This window comes from Pseudomonas sp. KT_2_4 (assembly GCF_041410225.1).
GTDB classification, from domain to species: Bacteria; Pseudomonadota; Gammaproteobacteria; order Pseudomonadales; family Pseudomonadaceae; genus Aquipseudomonas; species Aquipseudomonas paracarnis.
In genome coordinates, this window is the sequence record NZ_CP166962.1 from 2,582,781 (window position 1) to 2,606,441 (window position 23,661).

Below are 23,661 nucleotides of genomic sequence, written 5' to 3' on the forward strand. Positions count from 1 at the left end.
AAAAGGCTTGTTTTCTATTTTTATGCGAATAATCTTGTAATTCTTACAACAAATCGACGACAGGCACTTTCCGATGACTCTTCGAATCGCAATCAATGGTTTTGGCCGTATCGGCCGTAATGTCCTGCGCGCACTGTATACCCAAGGCTATCGCCAGGATCTGCAGATCGTCGCCATCAACGATTTGGGCGACAGTTCGATCAATGCCCATCTGCTCAAGTACGACACCGTACACGGCACTTTCGACGCAGAGGTTGCCCACGATCAGGAAAGCCTGACCGTCAATGGTGACCGGATTGCCGTGAGTGCCATTCGCAACCCCGCCGACCTGCCGTGGGCTGCGCACAAGATTGACGTGGTGTTCGAATGCACCGGCCTGTTCACCGACCGTGACAAAGCTGCCGCGCATCTTAGCGCTGGCGCGCGCAAGGTGATCATCTCCGCCCCGGCCAAAGGCGCGGACGCGACTGTGGTCTACGGGGTAAACCATGACATTTTGCGTCAATCCCACCAGATCATTTCCAACGCATCGTGCACCACCAACTGCCTGGCGCCGGTGGCCCAGGTGCTGCACCGCGAGCTGGGTATCGAAAGCGGGCTGATGACCACCATTCACGCCTACACCAACGACCAGAACCTCACCGACGTGTACCACACCGACCCGTACCGCGCGCGTTCGGCCACCCAGAACATGATCCCGAGCAAGACCGGCGCCGCTGAAGCGGTGGGCCTGGTGCTGCCGGAACTGGCAGGCAAGCTGACCGGCATGGCGGTGCGTGTACCGGTGATCAACGTGTCGCTGGTGGACCTCACCGTGCAGTTGAAGAAAGAAGCCACGGCCGATGAAGTCAACGCCCTGCTTAAACACGCCAGCCAGCATTCGAAGATCCTCGGCTACAACACCCTGCCGCTGGTTTCCAGCGACTTCAACCATAACCCGCTGTCGTCGATCTTCGACGCTAATCACACCAAGGTCAGCGGCAAATTGCTCAAAGTGCTCGCGTGGTATGACAACGAGTGGGGCTTCTCCAACCGTATGCTGGATAACTGCCTGGCGTTGTGTAACGCCGAGTAACTCCACAAGATCGACCAGATCGTTCCCACGCTCTGCGTGGGAATGCCACCCTGGACGCTCCGTTGTGACGCGGAGCGTCACAGGATGTGTTCCCACGCAGAGCATGGGAACGAGCGGCAATCCACAGAAATAGCCACTTGCCATTTCAGTTGATGATAAGCATTATCATTAACTGCAAATCGGTCTGGTATCACTGTGAGCCAATCTCGCTTCAACCACGTCTTCCTCACCCAACGGGTGATCCTGCTACGAACTCTGCAACGCATGGTGCATAACCACAGCACTGCCGAGGACCTGTTGCAGGAAACCTACCTGCGCGTGACTCGGGCCCTGAGCGAGCGGCCAATCGACCACCTTGAACCCTTTGTCTACCAGACAGCCCGCAACCTGGCGCTGGATCACTTGCGTTCGCGCAGGATTCAGGCGCGTACCCTGCAGGAGGATGTCCCGCTGGATGTCCTGCAAAGCGTCGCCGCGCCGGCCAGCACGCCGGAGGAAGCTACCCAGGCAGAGCAGCTGCTGGAGCACCTGAGTGTCAGCCTCGGCCAGTTGAGCGCCCGCCAGCAGCGGATTTTCATCCTCAGCCGCCTGCACGGTTGCAGCTACCAAGAGATTGCCGATCAATTGGGCGTGTCCTTGAGCACGGTGCAAAAGGAACTCAAATTGATCATGGCTATCTGTGTGGGTGTGGCCGAACGGCTGGATCAGCCTTAAGCTTCACCCGACAGAGGTGTCGATCCAAGCTGTAGGAAAAATGAATAAAACGTGGCGAAGACCCGAGGAACACCGTGACGGACCCGAATAAACTGCGCCCCCATGCGTTGGCTCATGAGGTGTTGCAAGACGCGGCCATGGACCAAGCCCTCGATTGGCTGATCGCCTTGCAGTGCCCGCAACCTGGGCAGCAGGCCGCGTTCGACGCCTGGCTGGCCCAGGACCCGGCGCATGTCCACGCCTTCAGCAAGGCCCAGGCCGCCTGGGGTGACGCGCCGGTACACAGCGCCGCCGTGGCCCTCGCCGCACCGCGCAAGCCCAGCGGCTGGCGCCGGATCAGACCGCACTGGAAACCCCTGACCACCGCCGCCGTGTTACTGGTCGGCCTGTTCAGTTTCAGCAACCTGCCGGTGCGTTTGCAGGCCGACCATCTGACGGTGGTGGGCGAGCGCCAGCGCCTGCAACTGGACGATGGCTCCAAGGTGCTGCTGAACACCAATTCGGCGTTTTCCAGCACCATCAAGGACCACCAGCGCATTGCCCGCCTCTACCAGGGCGAAGCGTACTTTGAAATAGCACCCACCCGTGGCCTGCCGCTGGAGATCGACGCGGGCCCGGTGCGCGCCAGCGTGCGCGACACCGCCTTTGCCGTGCGCTACCTCAATGGCGAAGCCCAGGTTCAAGTGCAGCGCGGCGATGTCGACCTGAGCAACACGTTCGACGATGCCCGCGTGCGCCTGAGCGCCGGTGAAAGCATCCGCATCGGCCCCAAGGGTTTCGGCCAACCGGCCAAGCTCGACCCCAGCAAGGATCTGGCCTGGGTGCAGGGCCGGCTGGTATTCGAAAACTGCCCGCTGAGCGAAGTGCTGGCTGAGCTGCGCCGCTATTACCCCGGCTGGATCGTCAACAACAACGAGCAGTTGGCCAGCGTCGCCGTCACCGGCAACTACCGCCTCGACCAGCCCCTGGACGTGGTGCGCTCTCTGGCTCACATCACCTCGGCCAAGCTGTCGGAGTACCCGGCGCTGGTGATCCTGAACTAAATGAGAATTATTTTTACTCGATGTTAACCGGCGATACGTCTCGTTATAGCCAATGCAACTGATTCCTATTTGGTTCGGTTCGCAACTATAAGATTCGTATCCCGGAGCGCTCTCGATGTCCTCTCGTTTCAACCGCCGGTCTGCTTCGCCCGTTTTGTCCTTGCTGACCGCCGCGATCCTGCTGGCTGGTGCGCCCGTCATGAGCGCCACCGCAGCGGAACCTGCCGCTCGCAGCCACGCCAACTACACGTTCAGCATCGAACAGCAGCCACTGGTGTCGGCACTCAACGCCTTCACCGCAGTGACCGGCTGGCAAGTCGGCCTGCCGGCCGAACTGGGCCAGGGCGTGTCGTCCCCTGGCGTGCGCGGCCCGCTGCCAGCGGAAAAAGCCCTCGAGCGGCTGTTGGTGGGGACCAACCTGAGCTATCGCAAACTGGGCACCAATAACATCGTGCTGGAAAAACGTAGCGCCGGCAGCGCCCTCGCCCTGCAACAGGTGACCATCAGCGCCACCCGCAATGAACAGGATGTGAACAGTGTACCGAGCACCGTCAGCGTGCACGACCGCGCAGAACTGGACCGCCAGCACGTCAACAACATCCGTGAACTGGTGCGCTACGAACCCGGCGTCTCCGTAGGCGGCGCCGGTACGCGCTCGGGTAACGGGGGCTACAACATTCGCGGTATCGACGGCGACCGCGTCCTCACCCAGGTGGATGGCGTCGAAGTGCCGGACAATTTCTTCAACGGCCCTTACGCCAAGACCCGCCGCAATTACGTCGACCCGGAAATCGTCAAGCGCGTGGAGATCCTGCGCGGCCCGGCCTCGGCCCTGTACGGCAGCAGCGCCATCGGCGGCGCGGTGAGTTATTTCACCCTCGACCCGGATGACATCATCAAGCCAGGCCAGGACGTCGGTGCCCGCCTGAAGACCGGCTACAGCTCCGCCGACGAGAGCTGGCTGACCTCCGGCACCTTCGCCGGGCGTGTGCAAGACTTCGACGGTTTGCTGCACCTGAGCCAGCGCAATGGCCACGAAACCGAATCCTACGATGGCAACAACGCCACCGGCCTGGCCCGTACCGGCGCCAACCCGGAAGATGCGCGCACCACCAACGTGCTGGCCAAGCTGGGCTGGAACTATGGCGATGACAACCGCCTGGGCCTGACCTACGAGAAGTTCAAGGATGACCGCGACGTCAATCTGAAAAACGCAGTGGGCGGCCCGTTCATCGGTGGTCGGGGCATGAACCTGTACCGCGACCGTCGCGGTAACGACACCATTACCCGCGAGCGCTTCGGCCTGGAAAACACCTTCGCCCTGGAGTCGCCGATTGCCGACCGCATCAAGACCAGCCTCAACTACCAGATCGCCAAGACCGACCAGACCACCGCCGAAATCTACCAGGCCGGCCGTCGCGTCTTGCGTACCCGCGACACCCTTTACGAAGAAAAACAGTGGGTCTTCGACGCGCAACTGGACAAAGCATTCAGCCTCGGCGAAACCGACCACCAAGTGACCTACGGCACCACCCTCAAGCAGCAGAAAGTCACCGGCTCACGCGAAGGCTCGGCCTCGTGCCTGGCCATTGGCGCCGGCTGCACCGCCATCGGCGCGCCCAGCCCGTCACCCGGCGACAGCGTGAAGAAGGCCAGCGACTTCCCCGACCCGACCATCAATACCTACTCGCTGTTCGCCCAGGACCAGATCACTTGGGACAAATGGACCTTCCTGCCCGCCGTGCGTTATGACTACACCCGGCTCAAGCCCAAGCTGACCCAGGAGTTCCTCAGCACCGTCAACCCCACCGGTGAATATGCGGTTGATGGCAAAGACAAGACCTGGAACCGCGTCACGCCCAAGTTTGGCCTTACCTATGCCCTGACCGACAACTACACCTGGTTCGGCCAATACGCCGAGGGCTTCCGCACGCCGTCCGCCAAGGCCCTGTACGGTCGCTTCGAAAACCTCGATATCGGCTACACCGTCGCCCCCAACCCCGACCTCAAGCCGGAAACCAGCAAAGGCATCGAAACCGGGATTCGTGGCAAATTCGACGAAGGCTCCTTCGATATTGCGGTGTACTACAACAAGTACCGTGACTTTATCGACGAAGACAGCGCCGTGGTCGGCGGCACCGTGGAGCAGTTCCAGGCCGTCAACATCAAGCGCGCCACCATCAAGGGCGTGGAAGCCAAGGGCCGCCTGAACCTGGATACTTTCGGCGCGCCGAAGGGCCTGTATACCCAAGGCTCGGTTGCCTACACCTATGGTCGCAACGACGACAATGGCGAACCGCTGAACAGCGTCAACCCGCTCAAGGGCGTGTTTGGCCTGGGCTACGACCAGGACAACTACGGTGGCCTGGTGAGCTGGACCGTGGTGAAAAAACAGAACCGCGTCGACAGCACCACCTTCCACGCGCCCGACGGCGGCACCGACGGCCCGTTCAAGACCCCGGGCTTCGGCATCCTCGACCTGACCGCTTACTACAAGGTGAGCAAAGACGTGACCGTCAACGGCGGCCTCTACAACCTCACCGACAAGAAGTACTGGAACTGGGATGACGTGCGCAGCTACGACAGCGTCGGCGAAGCCGGTGTGACCGGCCCGGCCAACCTCGACCGCCTGACCCAGCCCGGTCGCAACTTTGCGATCAACGTGATCTGGGACATCTGACCCATCCGCCTCACCTCGCCGCCCTTGCAGCCGCGGCGAGGTGAGGATTTTTTACTGTGCCGCGTCTTCTTGTTCGTCTAGTTGATAACAGCTCTCTTCAGGGCGCCCAGGCGCTTCTCTTCTCAAGGACTTTTTTCATGACCGCTTCTTCCACCGCAGAACGCCCAAGCCTGCGCTCCCAACGCCTGAACCAGATCACCAACGCGCCGCACACCAAGCTCGACGCCTTGGTGAAAGCTCACGCGCCGTTCGAAACCCAAGCCAACTTCGCCCGTTTCGTGGTGGCCCAGTACCTGTTCCAATCGGAACTGGTGGCCTTGTACAACGATGCCGAGTTGAACCAGATCATCCCTGACCTGGCCGCCCGCTGCCGCGCCGAAGCGGCCAAGCTCGACCTGGCAGACCTGGACACCGAAATCCCGGCCCCGGTTGCCGGTGCGGTGAATAACCCCAGCAAAGCCGAAGCTTTGGGCTGGCTGTTCGTCTCCGAAGGCTCCAAGCTGGGCGCTGCGTTCCTGATCAAGCGCGCCGTGGGCCTGGGCCTGAGCGAAACCTTCGGTGCCCGCCACCTGGGCGAGCCGGCCGGTGGTCGCGCCGAAGGCTGGAAAAGCTTCACCCGCACCCTCGACGGCCTGGCATTCAGTGCCGAAGAAGAAGCTGCCGTGGAAAAAGGCGCGATTGATGCGTTTGTGCGCTTCACCGTGTTGCTGGAACAGGCGTACGCTAGCGCCCCAGAACTGGCGTAAGTGTTCTGGTAATCAGCGGTTCAATGTGGGAGCTGGCTTGCCTGCGATGGCGGTGGGTCAGCTCCAGATATTTAACCTGATACACCGCCATCGCAGGCAAGCCAGCTCCCACACTTGGGTGCATTTCATGGCTGATAATGTGTAAACCTTCCCACCAGAAAACTGCAGCATGACCGGCAAACCCCAATCCTCCTCCAAAATCGCCCAAGTCCTCTTTGGCCTGCTGGCCTACGTGAGCCTGGGGATCGGCTTGGTGGCGATTGTGATACCGGGGTTGCCCACCACCGAATTCATCTTGCTCGCCGCCTGGGCCGCCACCAAAAGCTCGCCGCGTCTCAGCGCCTGGCTGGAAAACCATCGCCTGTTCGGGCCGATCCTGTCCAACTGGCGCAATGGCAAGATCATCGCCCGCCGCGCCAAGGTCAGCGCCACCGTGAGCATGTTGCTGTGCGCCGTGCTGATGCTGGTGATGCTCGATCACGGCTGGCCGGTGTACCTGGCGATTGCCGGGATGAGCCTGGGCAACCTGTGGATCTGGTCCCGCCCCGAGCAGCTCGCACGCCCCGTATAACGGCCGGTGTAGGCATTTTCCTACCGCTCATCGCCTATTGCTCATGAATTGATTTGTGACGCCGATGTTTCAGGTACGGCGCCGAATGGACTTGGCTCTTCTGCGTGCATTCCAACAAGTCCATTCGTGAGTGAACCTATGTTCGACACCCTCTCCATCCGCTTGAAAATCGTGTTGCTGTCCGGCCTGTGCCTGCTGGGTGTGATTGCACTGGTGGTCGGCATCAATATCTACAACACCAACCAGAACGATCGGTTGGTCAGTGATTCAAGCTCACGAATGCTCACCGCCAGCGTTGAGCAGTTGCTGCAATCCAAAGCGGCCGAACAGGCCGGCCACTTGCAGCAGACCTTCGGCGAAAACCTGCTGGTGGTCACCGCCCTGGCCGACCAGATCAAAGACCTGCGTCAGTTGGGCACCCAACGCGCCCTTGAAGCCGGGGCCCTGCGTGAAGAGCTCAACCGCAGCGTCAAAACCGCGTTCGAGCGCAACACCAAAGTGCTGGGCATCTGGTTGTCGTTCGAACCCAACGGGCTGGATGGTAAAGACAGCGAATTCATCGACGACAAGGCACGCGTCTCCAATGAAAAAGGCCGGTTTTCCAGCTACTGGAGTCGTGCTGGCGGCGAAGGCCAGAACACCATCATGGTCGAAGATGACCTGACCAAGACCACCCTCAACCTCAGCGGCACGCCTTACAACATCTGGTACACCTGCCCACGGGACACGCGCAGCACTTGCCTGCTGGACCCGTACGAAGACACGGTGGCCGGCAAACCGGTACTGATGACCACCATTTCCCTGCCGCTGATCGTCGACGGCAAAGTCATCGGCGTCGTCGGCGTGGACATCGCCCTCACCGCCCTGCAAGCGACCACCGATGCTGCGCAGAAAGACCTGTTCAACGGTGCCGCCCACCTGGAGATTCTGTCCAGCACCGGCCTGATCGCCGCCTACAGTGGTGAACCGGCCAAAGTCGGCAAGAACCTGATCGACAGCATCGGCGCCGAAGGCAAGGAGATCGTGCAACTGCTGGCCAATGACCGTCCGGTGATCCGTGAGCAGGACGACACCATTCGTGCCGTGTACCCGCTCAAGCCGATTGCCGGTGCCAAATCCTGGGGCGTGGTGATCAAGCTGCCCAAAGCGGTGATGCTGGCCGACAACGAAAAACTGCAAGCCGTACTCGACGAGGCCCAGGCAACAGGCACGCTAAAAGCCCTGCTGGTGGCCGCCGCCGCTGGCCTGCTGGGCTTGCTGTTGATCTGGCTGACCGCTACTGGCGTGACCCGCCCTATCAATAGCGTGGCCGCCATGCTCAAGGACATCGCCAGCGGTGACGGCGACCTCACCCAGCGCCTGGCCTACGCCAAGAAGGACGAACTGGGCGAGCTGGTGAACTGGTTCAACCGCTTCCTCGACAAGCTGCAGCCGACCATTGCGCAGATCAAGCAAAGCATCACCGAAGCTCGTGGGACGGCCGATCAGTCGTCCGCCATTGCGCGCCAGACCAGCGAAGGCATGCAGGTGCAGTTCCGTGAAATCGACCAGGTCGCCACCGCGTCGAACGAAATGAGCGCCACCGCCCACGACGTGGCCAACAGCGCCTCCAATGCCGCCAGCGCGGCACGCGGCGCCGACCAGTCGGCTCGCGAAGGCATGTCGATCATCGAGCAGAGCACCCGCGATATCACCACCCTGGCCGACGAAGTCAGCAAAGCCGTGGGCGAAGTCGAAGCCCTGGCGGTCAACAGCGAGCAAATCGGTTCAGTGCTGGAGGTGATCCGCAGCATTGCCGAACAGACCAACCTGCTGGCGTTGAATGCGGCGATTGAAGCGGCACGCGCCGGGGAAAGCGGACGGGGCTTTGCGGTGGTGGCCGACGAGGTGCGCAACCTGGCCAAACGCACCCAGGACTCTGTGGAAGAAATCCGCCTGGTGATCGAGCGTATCCAGAGCGGCACCCGTGGCGTAGTGGCGACCATGCACTCCAGCCAGCATCAGGCGCAGAGCAATGCCGGGCAGATCCATCAAGCCGTGCAAGCCCTGGGCAAGATCAGCGACGCGGTCACCGTGATCAGCGACATGAACCTGCAAATCGCCAGCGCGGCCGAACAGCAGAGCGCGGTGGCCGAAGAGGTCAACCGCAACGTCTCGGCGATTCGCACCGTGACCGAAACCCTCACGGGCCAGGCCACCGAGTCGGCGGCGATCAGCAGCCAGCTCAATGCGCTGGCCAGCCAGCAGATGAAGTTGATGGATCAGTTCAGGGTCTGACTCGGTTCTGAAAACACTAAACATCTGGGTGGGAGCCGGGCTCGCCCGCGATGCAGACAACTCGGTGTATCTGTGAAACCGAGTCGATGCCATCGCAGGCAAGCCAGCTCTCACATAGAGCAGAACAGCGGTGAATTACCGGCCGGGCCAGGCCTGGACGAACGGCGTCAGGTCTTCCTTCGGCGCCGTACGCGGTGGGTTCTGCGGTGTGCCCAGGTAGAGAAAGCCAATCACTTCTTCATTCGCCGCCAACCCCAGGCCTTTGGCGACATGGGCCGAGTAGGACAATTCGCCAGTACGCCACACCGCGCCAATACCCTGGGCATACGCCGCCAGCAGAATGCCGTGGGCCGCACAGGCGGCGGCCAGCAATTGCTCGGACTTGGGCACTTTGAAATGCTCTTGCACACGTGCAATCACCACCACCACCAGCGGCGCACGCAGCGGGCCGTTCTGGGCTTTATCGATGGCGGCTTGCGGTGCGTCGGCGTCTTGCAGGCGGGCGGCTTCGGCCAACAGCGTGCCCATCTGTTCACGGGCTGCGCCTTCGACGGTGAGGAAACGCCACGGGCGCAGTTGACCGTGATCGGGCGCGCGCATGGCGGCGGCGAACAGCAGGTCGCGCTGCTCCTGGGTCGGTGCCGGGTCGAGCAAACGGGGCACGGAAACACGGTTGAGCAAAGCGTCGAGAGCCTGCATTGGCCACCTCCATAAAAAAATGTGCAGCCATTCTAGCGGGAAAGAATCGGGATGCCACCAAACGATAATTGCTCTTATTCAATCTGCCCTGCCCTGTTAGACTTTGCGCCTTAATTTTCTGCCCTCGTCCAGGAATCTCGATGTTCCGTGCGCTTTTGTACCTGCCTGCAGCGTTGATGGCTTTAAGCCTGACTGCTTGCGATGACGCCCCTCGCTTCACGAAAGCAGAGCCGGGTGAATCGCGGGCCGGTGGCGCGGCGACGGTAAACAAGCGCGACCAGAACGCCTTTTCCCTGCCCTCGGCCAACCTCGCGCCCACGCGGCGCCTGGACTTCAGCGTCGGCAACAGTTTCTTTCGCAACCCCTGGGTGATTGCGCCGTCCACCACCACGGCGCGCGATGGCCTGGGCCCACTGTTCAATACCAACGCCTGCCAGAACTGCCATATCAAGGATGGCCGTGGCCACCCGCCGCTGCCCGACGCGCCCAATGCCGTGTCGATGCTGGTGCGCCTGTCCATCCATCCCTCTATTACAGAGCAGCCAGCCTACGCCAAGCTCATCGAACAGATCGGCGTGGTACCCGAGCCGGTCTACGGCGGGCAACTCCAGGACATGGCCGTACCTGGCGTTGCGCCGGAAGGCAAGGTGCGGGTCGACTACACACCGGTCAACGTCAGATTCAAGGACGGTACGGTGGTCGAGTTGCGCAAGCCCGACCTGCAGATCACCCAACTCGGCTACGGCCCGATGCACCCCGACACACGCTTCTCGGCGCGTATCGCCCCGCCGATGATCGGCCTGGGCCTGCTCGAAGCGATCAGCGATGCCGATATCCTGCGCAACACCGACCCCAAGACCGCCGACAAAGAGGCCATCGTGGGCCGCGCCAATTGGGTCTGGGATGACGCTCAGGCCAAAACTGTCCTCGGGCGTTTTGGCTGGAAAGCCGGGCAGCCCAACCTCAATCAACAAAACGTTCACGCGTTTTCTGGTGATATGGGCCTCACCACGTCCCTGAGACCCTTCGATGACTGCACCGACGCCCAAGTGGCCTGCAAACAGGCGCCCAACGGCAATGGCCCGCAGGGTGAACCGGAAGTCAGCGATAACATCCTGCGCCTGGTGCTGTTCTACACCCGCAACCTCGCGGTGCCCGCACGTCGGGACGTTGATACGCCGCAAGTGCTGGCCGGCAAGAACCTGTTCTACCAGGCCGGTTGCCAAGGCTGTCACAAGCCCAGCTTCACCACCGCCGCCAATGCCGCCGAACCTGAACTGGCCAACCAGGTGATTCGCCCCTACAGCGACCTGCTGCTGCACGATATGGGCGAAGGCCTGGCCGACAACCGTAGCGAATTCAAAGCCACTGGCCGCGACTGGCGCACCCCGCCGCTGTGGGGCATTGGCCTGACGCAAACCGTGAGTGGTCACACCCAGTTCCTGCATGACGGCCGCGCCCGCAACCTGCTTGAAGCCGTGCTGTGGCATGGCGGTGAAGCCCAAGCGGCGCAGCAACATGTGTTGTCGTTCAATGCCGAGCAGCGTGCCGCGTTGCTGGCGTTCCTGAATTCTTTATAAGCTTTGCCCCACTTACAGAAGGGAGCTCGACATGTTTCGTCCCAAGTTGTTATTCACCAGCCTCGCCGCCCTGGCCTTGGGCGCCTGCTCGCCCCAAGACCCGCAAGCAGTGACCTCGGCAGCCATCGCCAAGCAAGTGATCCTGCCGACCTACAGCCGTTGGGTTGAGGCCGACCGTCAGTTGGCCGTCAGCGCCCTGGCCTACTGCCAAGGCAAGGAAAGCCTGGACACCGCCCGCGCTGACTTCCTGCACGCACAAAAAGCCTGGGCCGAGCTGCAACCGCTGTTGATCGGCCCGCTGGCCGAAGGCAACCGGGCGTGGCAGGTGCAGTTCTGGCCAGACAAGAAGAACCTGGTCGGCCGCCAGGTCGAGCAACTGGTCAGTGCCCAGCCGCAGATCGACGCCGCGGCCCTGGCGAAATCCAGCGTGGTAGTGCAGGGCCTGTCGGCCTACGAATACATCCTCTACGACGCCAAGCCCGACGTCGCCGACGAAGCCCAGAAAGCCCGCTATTGCCCGTTACTGATGGCCATCGGCGAGCGCCAGAAAGTCCTGGCCGAAGAGATCCTGGCCAGCTGGAACAGCACCGACGGCATGCTCGCGCAGATGACCAAGTTTCCGAACCAGCGCTACGCTGATTCCCACGAAGCCATCGCCGACCTGCTGCGCGTGCAAGTGACCGCCCTGGACACCCTGAAGAAAAAACTCGGCACCCCAATGGGCCGCCAGACCAAGGGCATCCCGCAACCGTTCCAGGCCGATGCCTGGCGCAGCCAGTCGTCCCTGCAGAGCCTGGAAGCCAGCCTCGCCGCAGCGCAGACCGTGTGGGTGGGCGTCGATAACAAAGGAATGCGTGGCCTGCTGCCGGCGGACCAGAAGCCCCTGGCCGAGAAAATCGACGCCGCCTACGCAGCGTCGCTGAAACTGTTCGCCAGCAACCAGCGCACCCTCAACGAACTGTTGAATGACGACGCCGGGCGCCAGCAACTCAACGACATCTACGACAGCCTCAACGTAGTCCATCGCCTGCATGAAGGTGAACTGGCCAAGGCGCTGGGCGTACAACTGGGCTTTAACGCCAACGACGGTGACTGATGATGCTCAGGCGACAGGCTTTGGCGGTGGGCAGCGTGCTGCTCAGCGCTATCACCTTGGGTGGCTGGACGCTGTTCAAGCACAAAGACAAAGGCCCGCTGCTGCTGTCGGCGCGCGATGATGCCGATGGCAAGCACTACGCTGTCGGCTATCGCCTGGACGGCAAGCCGGTATTTGCCACCCAGGTCGGCCAGCGCTGCCATGACATCATCAACCACCCAACGTTGCCGATTGCGCTGTTCGTCGCCCGTCGCCCAGGCACCGAGAGCTACCTGATCGACCTGCGCGATGGCAGGCTGCTGCAAACCCTCACCTCCAACGCCAACCGCCATTTCTATGGGCATGCGGTGATCCACAAGAGCGGCGACTGGCTGTACGCCACCGAGAACGACACTTCCGACCCTGGTCGCGGCCTGTTGGGTGTGTATAAGTTTGAAGGTGAGCGGCTGGTGCACAGCGGCGAGATCTCTACCCACGGCATCGGCCCGCATCAAGTCTCGTGGATGCCCGACGGCGAGACGCTGATCGTGGCCAACGGTGGCATTCGCACCGAAGCCGAAAGCCGGGTAGAGATGAACCTCAATGCCATGGAGCCGAGCCTGGTGCTGATGCGGCGCGACGGCAGCCTGATCAGCAAGGAAACCCTGGCCCAGCAGATGAACAGCGTGCGGCACATGGGCATCGCCAGCGATGGCACCATCCTCACGGGGCAACAGTTCATGGGCCCGTCCCAGGAGCGTTCCGAGTTGCTGGCGATCAAGCGCCCGGGGCAGCCGTTCGTGGCGTTCCCAGTGGCGGATGAACAGTTGCAGGCGATGGGGCATTACACCGCCAGCGTGGCGGTGCACAGCGAACTGCGCCTGGTGGCGTTGACGGCACCTCGTGGCAATCGCTTTTTTATCTGGGACATGGACACCGCCGAACTGCGCCTGGATGGGCCCTTGCCGGACTGTGCGGGGGTGGGTGCGGTGGCGGATGGGTTTGTCGTGACATCAGGACAGGGGCGGTGCCGCTTCTATGATTGCCGCCAGGAAAAGTTACTGGCAACACCACTGGAGTTACCGGCGGGGTTCTGGGATAACCACCTGCACTTGGTCTAAAGACCGACGACATCAAAATGTGGGAGCGGGCTTGATCGTTCCCACGCTCTGCGTGGGAATGCAACCCGTGACGCTCTGCGTCACTGGCGCTAACGGACGAGACGCAGAGCGTCTCAAGAGGCATTCCCACGCAGAGCGTGGGAATGATCATGCCTGGCGCACCATAAAAAAAGGGCCTCGCATGGCAAGGCCCTTTTCGGGGTCAATCGTTTCAACTTTGCGGCCTCATCGCTTGAGACATGCCGAACATGAATAACAGCAATTCATGGTCGGGCTTGGCCGCCACACTCGTCTTGGCAATGCGTGGCAGCAGGCATTGCCCGCCACCGTCTACCGCACTCAACACTTGTGTACGAGGTTGTTCCCATACCGCCAGGGCCAGGGCTGCAACACCCAATGCCCCGACCAGAAACAAACCTCGTGCGATTTCTAGCTTCATCTGGTTAAACCCTTGATAGCGCTGCCAAACGCCGTCTCGTAAAAGTAGCTGAGTTTTTTCCAGTCGGTATCATTCCACGACGAATGGCGACGCAATTGCAGCATGTCGTGGGACGCGGCCCGATAAGCGGTCAGGCGCTGGCGGCATTTCTCAAAGTCCAGCAGGGCCACTTCCACCGTCGCCGCATCAGGCTCACCGGTCACCCGCACGAAAATGTGCTTGATATACAGGCAACCGTGTTGCCAGCGGCCTTTGTGCATACGGGCCAAGGTGCCGGCCAACTCTTGCAGCAGGCGCTCGTGGACCGCCTCGCCATACTGTTCGCGGCCACCGGCGGCGTACCAGTTTTCAATCTCGTCGAAACCGTCCAGAGACGCGGTGACCAACAAGGCTTTCCACTGGTGCTCTGGGTCGCGACGTGCTTCGCAAAACACCAGTTCCGGCACACGCACATCCAGCAAACGCAGGCCTTTGAGGGCATCACGCTCACGCAGCACGGTCGGACGCCCAAAGGGGTGCAGCCAGCTGCGGTAAATGTGGCCGGTCTGGCGCTTGCAATAGAGCAAACGGCCATTAGGGCTCATCACCCGTTGCACGCCACTTTCACCACCACGTCGGCGGTTGGGTTCTTCAACCCACTCACCCTGTTGACGCCAGAAAAAATCAAATCGTTCTTCGGGAGCTACATGACTGCCTACTACGCACTCAACTGCCATCCTGTTACCTCTTGCGCAATACATACACTCGCCACATGGCGTAGAGCGGTATGAAGTCCAGGGATTCCTGAACACGGAAACCGGCCTGCTCGAATTCTGCCTCGACAGTAGCAGCCGGTAACACAAACCGGTTTTGGTAACCTTCTTGCTCACCTTTTTTGCGACGACGCACTTCGCTGCGCTTGCGCTTCCAGGCCTTGAAATTACCGTCTACCCACAGCGAAATAATCACGCTGTCGCGGGTAACACGTTGAAACTCGCGCAATATTGTCAGCCTGTGCTCTGGCTCACCGATGTGGTGCATCAAGCGCATGCAGAAAATACTGTCGACGGAGTTATCTGGCAAATCGATATCAAAGGCAGACGTCTGCAAAGGGCGTACCCGTTTCACCACATCTGCCGGTTGGGCAGCGGTGGCGATCTTCAACATCGACGCCGAATTGTCAGCTCCGATAATCACACGGTTGGGTTTTTCGGCCAGCAACGGCCAGAAACGTCCAGCGCCACACGGCAGGTCCAACACCAGCCCCGGCTCGCCGGCCATGGCCAGCGCACCGCGCGCCAACTGCTCGTCGCGCTTTTGGGACAACCGGCGAGCCAGATTGTCCTGATGCTTGAGCAAATATTTCTGGGCGTGTTGATCGTCGTACTTGTCAGAAAATTCCAGCTTGATCGGGGAAGGCATCTTACGTCTCCAGTAACTGATGCCTACGACCTTAAGCAGCGAACTGTGATCAACAGGTCAACTCGTTGTGAAAATCTTGTCCTGTCCAATTGCATACATTTCAAGACTTTACAGAAACATTCAGTAGCACCGGGCCATCTTCGCCGAAAAGCGGGCAGTCTGCATCAGCAAAACGACAGACTGAAGGGTCAGGTTTTGACTGGGCTGAGCTCCACGTGAAAACGGCAGCCATTAGGCTCCATGGTGCTCAGGCTCACGCTCCAACCCTGGCTTTCGCAGATCCGCTGCACCAGTGACAGGCCGAGGCCAAGGCCCTCGCCACGCTTCTCGCTACCGCGCACGAACGGCTCGAACATCGCTTCGCGCTTCTCTTCGGGGATCCCGACACCGGAGTCCTCCACCGTGAAACCACTGGGCTCCAGGGTCAGGCGGATAAACCCGTGCTCGGTGTAATGCAGTGCGTTGCGCAGCAGGTTGCCCATCACCGCGTGCAAGAAGGTGGTGTTGTAGCGGCTGTCCAGGGGGTTACCCGGCAGGTAGATCAACGCCAGGCCTTTTTTCTCGATGGGCTCGCGCCAGATACCGAGCAGGTCTTCGGCCACCTGGGTGAGGTTGCCTTGGGGTGAACTGGCAGCGTCGTCGTGTTTGGCGCGGGCCAGCATCAGGAAGGTTTGCACCAGCTCGCGCATTTCTTCACAGGCACGGGCTATGCGCTCTACCTGGTTGCGACCACGTTGATCGATGGCCGGGTTTTCGCGCAACAGTTCGCAGGAGCTGGCCAGGACCATCAAGGGCGTGCGCAACTCATGGCTCACATCGCTGGTAAACAATTGCTCACGTGACAGCGCCTGGCGTAAACGCCCCAAGGTGGCGTCGAACGCCACCGCCAGTTCGCCCACTTCATCGGCGGCGTAATCCGGCGCCAGCGGCGGTGCCAGGCCCAACAGTTGGTCACGATGACGGACCTGGCGGGCCAGGCGTACCACCGGCGCCATCACCTTGCGGGCCAGCACCCAGCCGAGGAACGCCGCCAGCGCCAGGCTGAGTACGAACCCCACCAGCACCACCGCAAACAGCACGCGCTCACGCTCTTCGAAATCGCTCTGGTCTTGCAGCAACACATAACGTCGGCCATCGACCACTTCAACCATGGCGTGGTACGACAGCGCCTCGCGAAACACCTCATGAAACCCCGGGTCCAGATGGCGCAGGTCCTTGGGCAGTTCAAAATCGCCACGCCCGCCGCTGAAATAGAACAGCTGGTCCGGCTCCGGCCGATGGTTCCAGTCTTCGACGCTGTCCATCAACAGCAGGCGTTGCAAGTCGCCGCCCAAGCCCGCCGAGATCAACTTCTCTTCCACCAGGTGCACGGTCGCAATGATGCCGATGGCGAAGGCCCCCGCCACCAACGCACTCATCAAGGCGAAGGCGATGATGATCCGTTGGGCAAGGCTTTGCTTAAACTCCATCACGACCCTCGGCCAGGCGATAACCCACACCATGCACCGTTTGCAGCAATGGCTTGGCGAAGGGTTTGTCGATCACTTGGCGCAATTGGTGAACATGGCTGCGCAGGCTGTCGCTGTCCGGGCAGTCGTCTCCCCACAGGGCTTCTTCGAGAACTTCCCGACGCAGAACGTGCGGGCTTTTCTGCATCAGCACGGCGAGCAGTTTCAGACCCACGGGGTTGAGCTTGAGCAGGCGCCCTTCGCGGGTGACTTCCAGCGTATCGAGGTCGTAGTTCAGGTCACCCACTTGCAGGGCACGACGCCCGCCGCCCTGGGCACGGCGCAACACCGCTTCGATACGCGCAGCCAGTTCCGACAAGGCGAAGGGTTTGAGCAGGTAGTCATCGGCGCCAGACTTGAAGCCCTGCAGCCGGTCGTCCAGTTGGTCGCGAGCGGTAAGCATGATTACCGGAGTGTCACGGCGCGCGTCTTCGCGCAGGCGCTTGCACAGGGTGTAGCCATCGATGCCGGGCAACATGATGTCGAGCACGATCAGGTCGTAATGCTCGGTGGCCGCCAGGTGCAGGCCCGACAAACCGTCCTGCGCACAGTCCACTGTGTAGCCTTTGAGCCCCAGGTAATCGGCCAGGTTGGCGAGGATATCGCGGTTGTCTTCAACCAATAGAATTCGCATGGGCAGTGTCTCCGTACGCGGTAACGGCCGTGTTGGCTCGCGCAGCTTAAGGCCAAGCGGGGCTCAGGGATAGAGCGCAGAGCCCCGCTGATAAAGGTTTTCAACTGTTTGCAGAGCCGAACAAGTTTTTCACTATAGCTTCACAAACTGACTACAGCCTCAGGAAGAAGATCGCCCCCCATTGATCTAAGGAACATAGACATGGTTTTTTTCAAAACTGCACCAATGCGCTATTTGTTGTTGATTACCGGTACCTGGTTACTGGTTTTCCTGCTTACGCGCAGTGTGCTGCTCATCACTCACCTGGATGAAGTCGGCGGCAACCTGCTGCCGGTGTTTGGCGTAGGTGTGCTCTACGACCTGGCCTTCCTCGCCTACGCAGCCTTGCCGCTTGGCCTGTATTTGCTGCTCTTCCCGCCAGCCCTGTGGCGCCGCCGTGGCCATCGCTGGTTCCTGCAAGCGGTGCTGACTGTCAGCCTGTTCGCCATGCTGTTCACCTCGGTGGCCGAATGGTTGTTCTGGGATGAGTTTGGCGTGCGCTTCAACTTTATCGCTGTCGATTACCTGGTGTACTCCGATGAGGTACTGAACAACCTGCTGGAGTCTTACCCGATCGGCAAGCTGCTGAGCCTGCTGGCGATGCTTGCACTGATTCTGAGCGTGGCTCTGCGCAAGCCCTTCAATGCCGCGATGGCAGCGCCCGTGCCTGCGCTGCGTGGCCGTTTGGTCAACGCCCTGGGCCTGCTGGTGCTCGCCGGCCTCAGCCTGCAACTGGTCAGCCAGGACAGCCCACGCACCCAAGGCGGTAACGCGTACAACAACGAATTGGCCAGCAACGGGCCTTATCAGTTCTTCGCCGCCTTCCGTAACAACGAACTGGATTACACCCAGTTCTACAAAAGCCTGCCGACCGACGTCGTCGCCAAGCAGTTGCGCGCCGAACTGAGTGAGCCCAACGCCCGCTTTATCGACCCGGACCCGCTGGATATTCGCCGTGCCATCACCAACCCCGGCACACTGCGCAAGCCCAACATCGTACTGGTGACCATCGAGAGCTTCAGCGCCAAGTACATGGGCAGCAATGGCGATGCGCGCAACCTCACGCCCAATCTGGATGCATTGCGCCAACAGAGCCTGTACTTCAATAACTTCTACGCCACCGGTACGCGCACCGACCGAGGCCTGGAAGCCATTACCCTGGCAGTCCCGCCGACGCCGGGACGTTCGATCGTCAAGCGCATCGGCCGCGAAAGCGGGTTCGCCAGCCTGGGGCAACAGCTCTCGGCCATCGGTTATGACAGCGTATTTGTCTACGGCGGGCGCGGTTACTTCGACAATATGAACGCGTTCTTCAGCGGCAACGGTTATCGGGTCGTGGACCAGAGCAGCGTGCCAGAGTCGGAGATCTCGTTCAAAAACGCCTGGGGCATGGCCGACGAAGACCTGTTCAAACAGACCTTGAAACTGGCCGACGCCGATTACGCCAAGCAGCAGCCGTTCTTGCTGCAACTGATGACCACCTCCAACCATCGCCCTTATACCTACCCGGACGGGCGTATCGATATCAAGTCCGGCAAGGGCCGCGACGGCGCGGTGAAATACACCGACTACGCCATCGGCCAGTTCCTTGAGGCAGCGCGCCAGAAGCCGTGGTTCGATAACACGATCTTCGTGTTCGTCGCCGACCACACCGCCGGCAGCGCGGGCAAGGAAGACCTGCCGATCACCAACTACCAGATTCCGCTGTTTATCTACGCGCCCAAGCTGATCGACGCACGGGAATCCGCTCAACTGTCCAGCCAGATCGACCTGGCGCCGACCTTGCTGGGCCTGCTCAACCTGAGCTACGAATCGACATTCTTTGGCCGCAACCTGCTGCAGGACAACCCATTGCCTGCACGGGTGGTGGTGGGCAATTACCAGCACCTGGGTCTGTTTGATGGCAAGGACTTGGCAATCCTCAGCCCGCGCCAAGGCTTGCGTCGCCACGACCAGGCCCTGGGCGAGAGCCAGGAGCTGCGCGTCGGTAGCGATGACCCCTTGATCCAACGGGCGATCACCTACTACCAGGCCGCCAGTTACGACTACAAACAGCAACTGCTGAGCTGGAAAGCGCCCAAGGAAGAAGCTCCAGTCTTAAGCAAACGCTAATCAAAAAGCCCCGTGCAGGTGAGCGCGGGGCTTTTTTACCAAGGTTCGAGATGAAATCCCCCTCCTCTTTACCGGTTTCCAAACCGCTTGATTTTTGGCTGTGCCTGGGCCTGCCTGCCAGCGCTGCAGTAGCCTTGCTGTTGCTTGAACTGACGTCACTGGACATGGACCTGGCCAGACTTTTCTACAGCGCAGAGGCTGGCGGCTTCATTGGCCGCTATAGCTTCTTCCTTGAAGACATCCTGCATGACCGTGCCAAGCAACTGGTGATCCTGTTTTCGGTGCTGGCGATTCTGGGCCTGGTCGGCAGCTTCATCCTGCAGCGACTCAAGCCGTACCGCCGTGAACTGGTGTGCCTGGTGCTGTCGCTGGGAATGGCGACGGCGTTCGTGTCGCCATTGAAAACCATCACCGCCGTGCAATGCCCTTGGAGCCTCAAGGAGTTCGGCGGCCAGGAAACCTACAGCGAACTGCTCAGCCCGCGCCCGCCGACCGATAAACCCGGCCGCTGCTGGCCCGGCGGGCATGCCGCCACCGGGTTTGCCTTGTTCGCCTGGTTCTTCGCGCTGCGGGATCGACGGCCACGGCTGGCGCGCTACGCGTTCATCTTTGCTGTCGGCCTGGGCAGCGTGTTTTCAGTCAGCCGTATGCTGCAAGGGGCGCATTTCTTTTCCCACAATGTGTGGACAGCGATCTTTTGCTGGCTGATCTGCCTGGGGCTGTATTGCTTGTTGCTGTACCGGCCTTCACGGCAAGCCGTAATGCCGGTCAGTTAAGCGAATGCAACGAAGATCAAATGTGGGAGCTGGCTTGCCTGCGATTGGCCATAAGTATCGACACAACTTTGCAGCGGTCGACGGCAACTACAACCTCGATAACCACGCTGGTCGAACGCAGGCTTGAACTCCTGGTAACCCGGCAGGATGCCGGGTTAGCCGCCGTCAGGGCGGCCCCTAGATGGCCGTTGCCTGACTAACGGATATGAACGCGCTCTGATCCAACATTCCTGCAGGCTGGCAGGCCGTCTTCGCAGGCAAGCCAGCTCCCACATTTTGACCGCCGTGCATCAGTTAGATAAGCGTGGCTGTCAGGCCGCCGTCGGGTGGGTACAGCCGTGCATAAAAAAGCCCCGCCTGCATCACTGCAGGCGGGGCTTTTTATAGCGCCGGGTAGGCTGGCTTACATCATGCCGCCCATGCCACCCATGCCGCCCATGTCTGGCATACCGCCGCCAGCCGAGCCTTCTTTCTTCGGTGCTTCAGCGATCGCAGCTTCGGTGGTCAGGATCAGACCGCCGATGGAGGATGCTGCTTGCAGCGCGGAACGAGTCACCTTGGTTGGATCCAGGATGCCCATTTCGATCATGTCGCCGTACACGCCAGTCGCAGCGTTGTAACCGTAGTTACCTTTGCCGTTCTTGACTTCGTTGACCACAACGCTTGGCTCGTCGCCGGAGTTGGCAGCGATCTGGCGCAGCGGTGCTTCAACGGCACGACGCAGTACAGCGATACCGACGTTCTGGTCAGCGTTGTCGCCGGTCAGCTCAGTCAGGGCTTCCAGAGCACGGATCAGCGCAACGCCACCGCCAGGTACCACGCCTTCTTCAACGGCTGCACGGGTTGCGTGCAGGGCGTCTTCAACGCGGGCCTTCTTCTCTTTCATTTCAACTTCGGAGCCAGCGCCAACCTTGATCACTGCAACGCCGCCAGACAGCTTGGCCAGGCGCTCTTGCAGTTTTTCACGGTCGTAGTCCGAGGAAGTCTCGGCAACCTGTGCACGGATCTGAGCGATACGGGACTCGATGTCGCCTTCAACGCCAGCACCGTCAACGATGATGGTGTTTTCCTTGGACAGGGTCACGCGCTTGGCGCTACCCAGGTTTTCCAGGGTGGCGCTTTCCAGGCTCAGGCCGATCTCTTCGGAGATAACGGTACCGCCGGTCAGAACGGCGATGTCCTGCAGCATGGCCTTGCGACGGTCGCCGAAGCCTGGCGCCTTGACGGCTGCAACCTTGACGATGCCACGCATGTTGTTCACAACCAGAGTCGCCAGGGCTTCGCCTTCAACGTCTTCAGCCACGATCAGCAGTGGGCGGCCGGCTTTGGCAACGGCTTCCAGCACTGGCAGCATTTCGCGGATGTTGGAGATCTTTTTGTCGACCAGCAGGATCAGCGGGCTGTCCAGCTCGGCAACCATGGTGTCCGGCTTGTTGACGAAGTACGGGGACAGGTAGCCACGGTCGAACTGCATGCCTTCTACAACCGACAGTTCGTTTTCCAGGCCCGAGCCTTCTTCAACGGTGATCACGCCTTCTTTACCGACTTTTTCCATGGCTTCGGCAATGATGTCGCCGATGGAGCTGTCGGAGTTGGCGGAGATGGTGCCTACCTGAGCGATGGCCTTGGTGTCGGCGCATGGCTTGGACAGGTTCTTCAGCTCTTTGACGATGGCGATGGTCGCCTTGTCGATACCGCGCTTGAGGTCCATCGGGTTCATGCCGGCAGCAACGGCCTTCAGGCCTTCGTTGACGATCGACTGAGCCAGTACGGTTGCGGTGGTAGTACCGTCACCTGCGTCATCGTTGGCACGGGAGGCAACGTCTTTGACCAGCTGCGCGCCCATGTTTTCGAAACGGTCTTCCAGTTCGATTTCTTTGGCGACGGAAACGCCGTCCTTGGTGATGGTCGGAGCGCCGAAGCTCTTCTCGATGATCACGTTACGGCCTTTCGGGCCCAAGGTCGCTTTTACTGCGTCAGCCAGTACGTTGACGCCAGTGAGCATTTTCTTGCGGGCGGAGTCGCCGAATTTAACTTCTTTAGCAGCCATGATCGATATTCCTTAAATACTTTGTAGTAACGGGAAAATGAGCGAGGAAATCAGTCTTCCAGAACGGCGAGAATTTCGTTCTCAGCCATTACCAGCAGGTCTTCGCCGTCTACTTTCACAGTGTTGCTGCCGGAGTAAGGGCCGAAAACAACCTTGTCACCCACTTTCACGGCCAGTGCGCGTACATCACCGTTCTCCAGGGTTTTGCCTGGGCCAGCAGCGACGATCACACCGTGGTTGGCTTTTTCAGCAGCCGAACCTGGCAGAACGATCCCGCCAGCGGTTTTCTTTTCTTCTTCGCTGCGACGGATTACGACGCGGTCGTGCAGAGGACGAAGCTTCATTGTCGATCTCTCCTAATTGTGTTTTTCATCGGCCGGTATCAATTCCGGCGGGTTAAATTCCGGCGGTGCCGGTCGCGGCTCGCGGGGCGAGACGCGGAAGTCTGTCTGATGTCACCACCAGAAACCTTGCGGTGACCGTTACATAAGGGCGCCCAGGCTTATTACAAGGGGCCGAGGATGAAATTTTTTGTGTCGGCTCAAGGGTAAATGCAACACGGCACCCGAAGGTGCCGTGCCAGTGAAGCGGTTACTTAGGGTCGCGGTGTTCGAACTCGCCTTCGATCACATCACCTTCACGCCCCAGGGGTTGGCGTGGAGCCGGGCCACCACGGGGTTGCAGGTCGTCAGCGAACGCACGCTGGCGCATCGCGGCCTCTTCAGCACGCTGGCGCATTTTGCCGGCCAGCAGCTTGCGGGTGAACGGCAGCAACAGCACCAGGCCGAGCACGTCGCTGATAAAGCCCGGCAGGATCAGCAGGCCACCGGCCAGGGCCATCATCAGGCCCTCAAGCATGGTCTGGGCCGGCAGTTCGCCGCGGTTCAGGCTTTCACGGGCACGCAGCGCGGTGGCCAGGCCGGCGACACGCAGCACCAGGACGCCGAGCATGGAGCCTACGATGATCAGCAACAGCGCCGGGAAGAAACCGATCGCACCGCTGACTTTAACGAATACGAACAGCTCCAACACCGGAAACAGCAGAAAGAGCAATAAAAAAGGGCGCATCAAATGGTTCCTCAACGCAAGAATGCCTTGCCAGTTCACCTTAGATGACGTCG

General features: G+C 60.6%; 20 protein-coding genes and 2 pseudogenes. 13 read left to right on the forward strand and 9 right to left on the reverse strand.

Annotated features, from left to right (window positions below):
• Window positions 1-73: 73 nt before the first annotated feature.
• The 8 genes and pseudogenes from gap to AB9N64_RS11950 form a co-directional block, all read left to right on the forward strand.
• Entirely contained in the window at window positions 74-1,075 is a 1,002-nt protein-coding gene (gene gap / locus AB9N64_RS11915; protein WP_137270780.1) for a type I glyceraldehyde-3-phosphate dehydrogenase, read from the forward strand.
• A gap of 195 nt (window positions 1,076-1,270) precedes the next feature.
• On the forward strand, window positions 1,271-1,789 hold the full coding sequence (locus AB9N64_RS11920; protein ID WP_003193922.1) for an RNA polymerase sigma factor: 519 nt from the start codon (window positions 1,271-1,273) through the stop codon (window positions 1,787-1,789).
• Between the two features lie 74 nt (window positions 1,790-1,863).
• Window positions 1,864-2,832 carry a FecR domain-containing protein gene (locus AB9N64_RS11925; protein WP_038451381.1) on the forward strand — a complete coding sequence of 323 codons (969 nt, stop codon included), beginning with the start codon at window positions 1,864-1,866 and terminating at the stop codon, window positions 2,830-2,832.
• Between the two features lie 115 nt (window positions 2,833-2,947).
• A complete protein-coding gene (locus tag AB9N64_RS11930; RefSeq protein WP_038451383.1) occupies window positions 2,948-5,512 on the forward strand; it encodes a TonB-dependent receptor in 2,565 nt (854 codons plus the stop codon).
• A 137-nt stretch (window positions 5,513-5,649) separates the two neighbouring features.
• Window positions 5,650-6,258, forward strand: a complete 609-nt coding sequence (locus AB9N64_RS11935) for a biliverdin-producing heme oxygenase (RefSeq protein WP_014719756.1) — start codon at window positions 5,650-5,652, stop codon at window positions 6,256-6,258.
• Between the two features lie 169 nt (window positions 6,259-6,427).
• Window positions 6,428-6,829, forward strand: coding sequence for a YbaN family protein (locus tag AB9N64_RS11940; protein ID WP_014719757.1), 402 nt, complete (start codon window positions 6,428-6,430; stop codon window positions 6,827-6,829).
• Window positions 6,830-7,108: 279 nt separating this feature from the next.
• Window positions 7,109-8,200, forward strand: a pseudogene (locus AB9N64_RS11945) (cache domain-containing protein); the annotation flags it as partial.
• A 381-nt stretch (window positions 8,201-8,581) separates the two neighbouring features.
• Window positions 8,582-9,106, forward strand: a pseudogene (locus AB9N64_RS11950) (methyl-accepting chemotaxis protein); the annotation flags it as partial.
• 135 nt (window positions 9,107-9,241) lie between these two features.
• Here the strand turns inward: AB9N64_RS11950 and AB9N64_RS11955 are convergent.
• Window positions 9,242-9,805: an NAD(P)H nitroreductase gene (locus AB9N64_RS11955; RefSeq protein ID WP_038451385.1), complete on the reverse strand. Its 564-nt coding sequence runs from the start codon at window positions 9,803-9,805 to the stop codon at window positions 9,242-9,244.
• 140 nt (window positions 9,806-9,945) lie between these two features.
• Here AB9N64_RS11955 and AB9N64_RS11960 point away from each other — a divergent pair, with 140 nt between their 5' ends.
• The 3 genes from AB9N64_RS11960 to AB9N64_RS11970 are packed head-to-tail and all read left to right on the forward strand — an operon-like array spanning window position 9,946 to window position 13,581.
• Complete coding sequence (locus AB9N64_RS11960) at window positions 9,946-11,385, forward strand: di-heme oxidoredictase family protein (RefSeq protein WP_014719760.1); 1,440 nt, start codon at window positions 9,946-9,948, stop codon at window positions 11,383-11,385.
• Between the two features lie 31 nt (window positions 11,386-11,416).
• A complete protein-coding gene (locus tag AB9N64_RS11965; protein ID WP_014719761.1) occupies window positions 11,417-12,481 on the forward strand; it encodes an imelysin family protein in 1,065 nt (354 codons plus the stop codon).
• Window positions 12,482-12,483: 2 nt separating this feature from the next.
• Window positions 12,484-13,581, forward strand: a complete 1,098-nt coding sequence (locus AB9N64_RS11970; RefSeq protein ID WP_014719762.1) for a DUF1513 domain-containing protein — start codon at window positions 12,484-12,486, stop codon at window positions 13,579-13,581.
• Between the two features lie 211 nt (window positions 13,582-13,792).
• On the opposite strand, the gene AB9N64_RS11975 is transcribed toward AB9N64_RS11970, so the two are convergent.
• The 5 genes from AB9N64_RS11975 to colR form a co-directional block, all read right to left on the reverse strand.
• Window positions 13,793-14,020, reverse strand: a complete 228-nt coding sequence (locus tag AB9N64_RS11975; protein WP_003193932.1) for a hypothetical protein — start codon at window positions 14,018-14,020, stop codon at window positions 13,793-13,795.
• Window positions 14,017-14,736: a lipopolysaccharide kinase InaA family protein gene (locus tag AB9N64_RS11980; RefSeq protein ID WP_014719763.1), complete on the reverse strand. Its 720-nt coding sequence runs from the start codon at window positions 14,734-14,736 to the stop codon at window positions 14,017-14,019. The genes AB9N64_RS11975 and AB9N64_RS11980 overlap by 4 nt, the downstream gene beginning before the upstream one ends.
• Before the next feature lie 4 nt (window positions 14,737-14,740).
• Window positions 14,741-15,421: a class I SAM-dependent methyltransferase gene (locus tag AB9N64_RS11985; RefSeq protein ID WP_371360306.1), complete on the reverse strand. Its 681-nt coding sequence runs from the start codon at window positions 15,419-15,421 to the stop codon at window positions 14,741-14,743.
• A gap of 188 nt (window positions 15,422-15,609) precedes the next feature.
• The gene (locus AB9N64_RS11990; protein WP_371360308.1) at window positions 15,610-16,890 is read right to left on the reverse strand and encodes a sensor histidine kinase; all 1,281 of its coding nucleotides are present in this window, start codon (window positions 16,888-16,890) and stop codon (window positions 15,610-15,612) included.
• Window positions 16,880-17,563, reverse strand: a complete 684-nt coding sequence (colR, locus tag AB9N64_RS11995) for a two-component system response regulator ColR (protein WP_003193936.1) — start codon at window positions 17,561-17,563, stop codon at window positions 16,880-16,882. The genes AB9N64_RS11990 and colR overlap by 11 nt, the downstream gene beginning before the upstream one ends.
• 201 nt (window positions 17,564-17,764) lie before the next feature.
• On the opposite strand from colR, the gene AB9N64_RS12000 reads away from it, so the two are divergent.
• Both AB9N64_RS12000 and AB9N64_RS12005 read left to right on the forward strand, forming a co-directional pair.
• The gene (locus AB9N64_RS12000) at window positions 17,765-19,714 is read left to right on the forward strand and encodes an LTA synthase family protein (protein WP_371360310.1); all 1,950 of its coding nucleotides are present in this window, start codon (window positions 17,765-17,767) and stop codon (window positions 19,712-19,714) included.
• 50 nt (window positions 19,715-19,764) lie between these two features.
• Complete coding sequence (locus AB9N64_RS12005; RefSeq protein ID WP_014719766.1) at window positions 19,765-20,490, forward strand: phosphatase PAP2 family protein; 726 nt, start codon at window positions 19,765-19,767, stop codon at window positions 20,488-20,490.
• 403 nt (window positions 20,491-20,893) lie between these two features.
• Here AB9N64_RS12005 and groL read toward each other — a convergent pair whose 3' ends face one another.
• The 3 genes from groL to AB9N64_RS12020 all read right to left on the reverse strand — a co-directional run bounded on the left by groL (window position 20,894) and on the right by AB9N64_RS12020 (window position 23,608).
• A complete protein-coding gene (groL, locus tag AB9N64_RS12010; RefSeq protein WP_014719767.1) occupies window positions 20,894-22,540 on the reverse strand; it encodes a chaperonin GroEL in 1,647 nt (548 codons plus the stop codon).
• Between the two features lie 50 nt (window positions 22,541-22,590).
• Window positions 22,591-22,884 (reverse strand): co-chaperone GroES, encoded by a 294-nt coding sequence (locus AB9N64_RS12015; protein WP_003193940.1) that lies wholly within the window; start codon window positions 22,882-22,884, stop codon window positions 22,591-22,593.
• Window positions 22,885-23,131: 247 nt separating this feature from the next.
• A complete protein-coding gene (locus AB9N64_RS12020; protein WP_003193941.1) occupies window positions 23,132-23,608 on the reverse strand; it encodes an FxsA family protein in 477 nt (158 codons plus the stop codon).
• Window positions 23,609-23,661 lie beyond the last annotated feature (53 nt).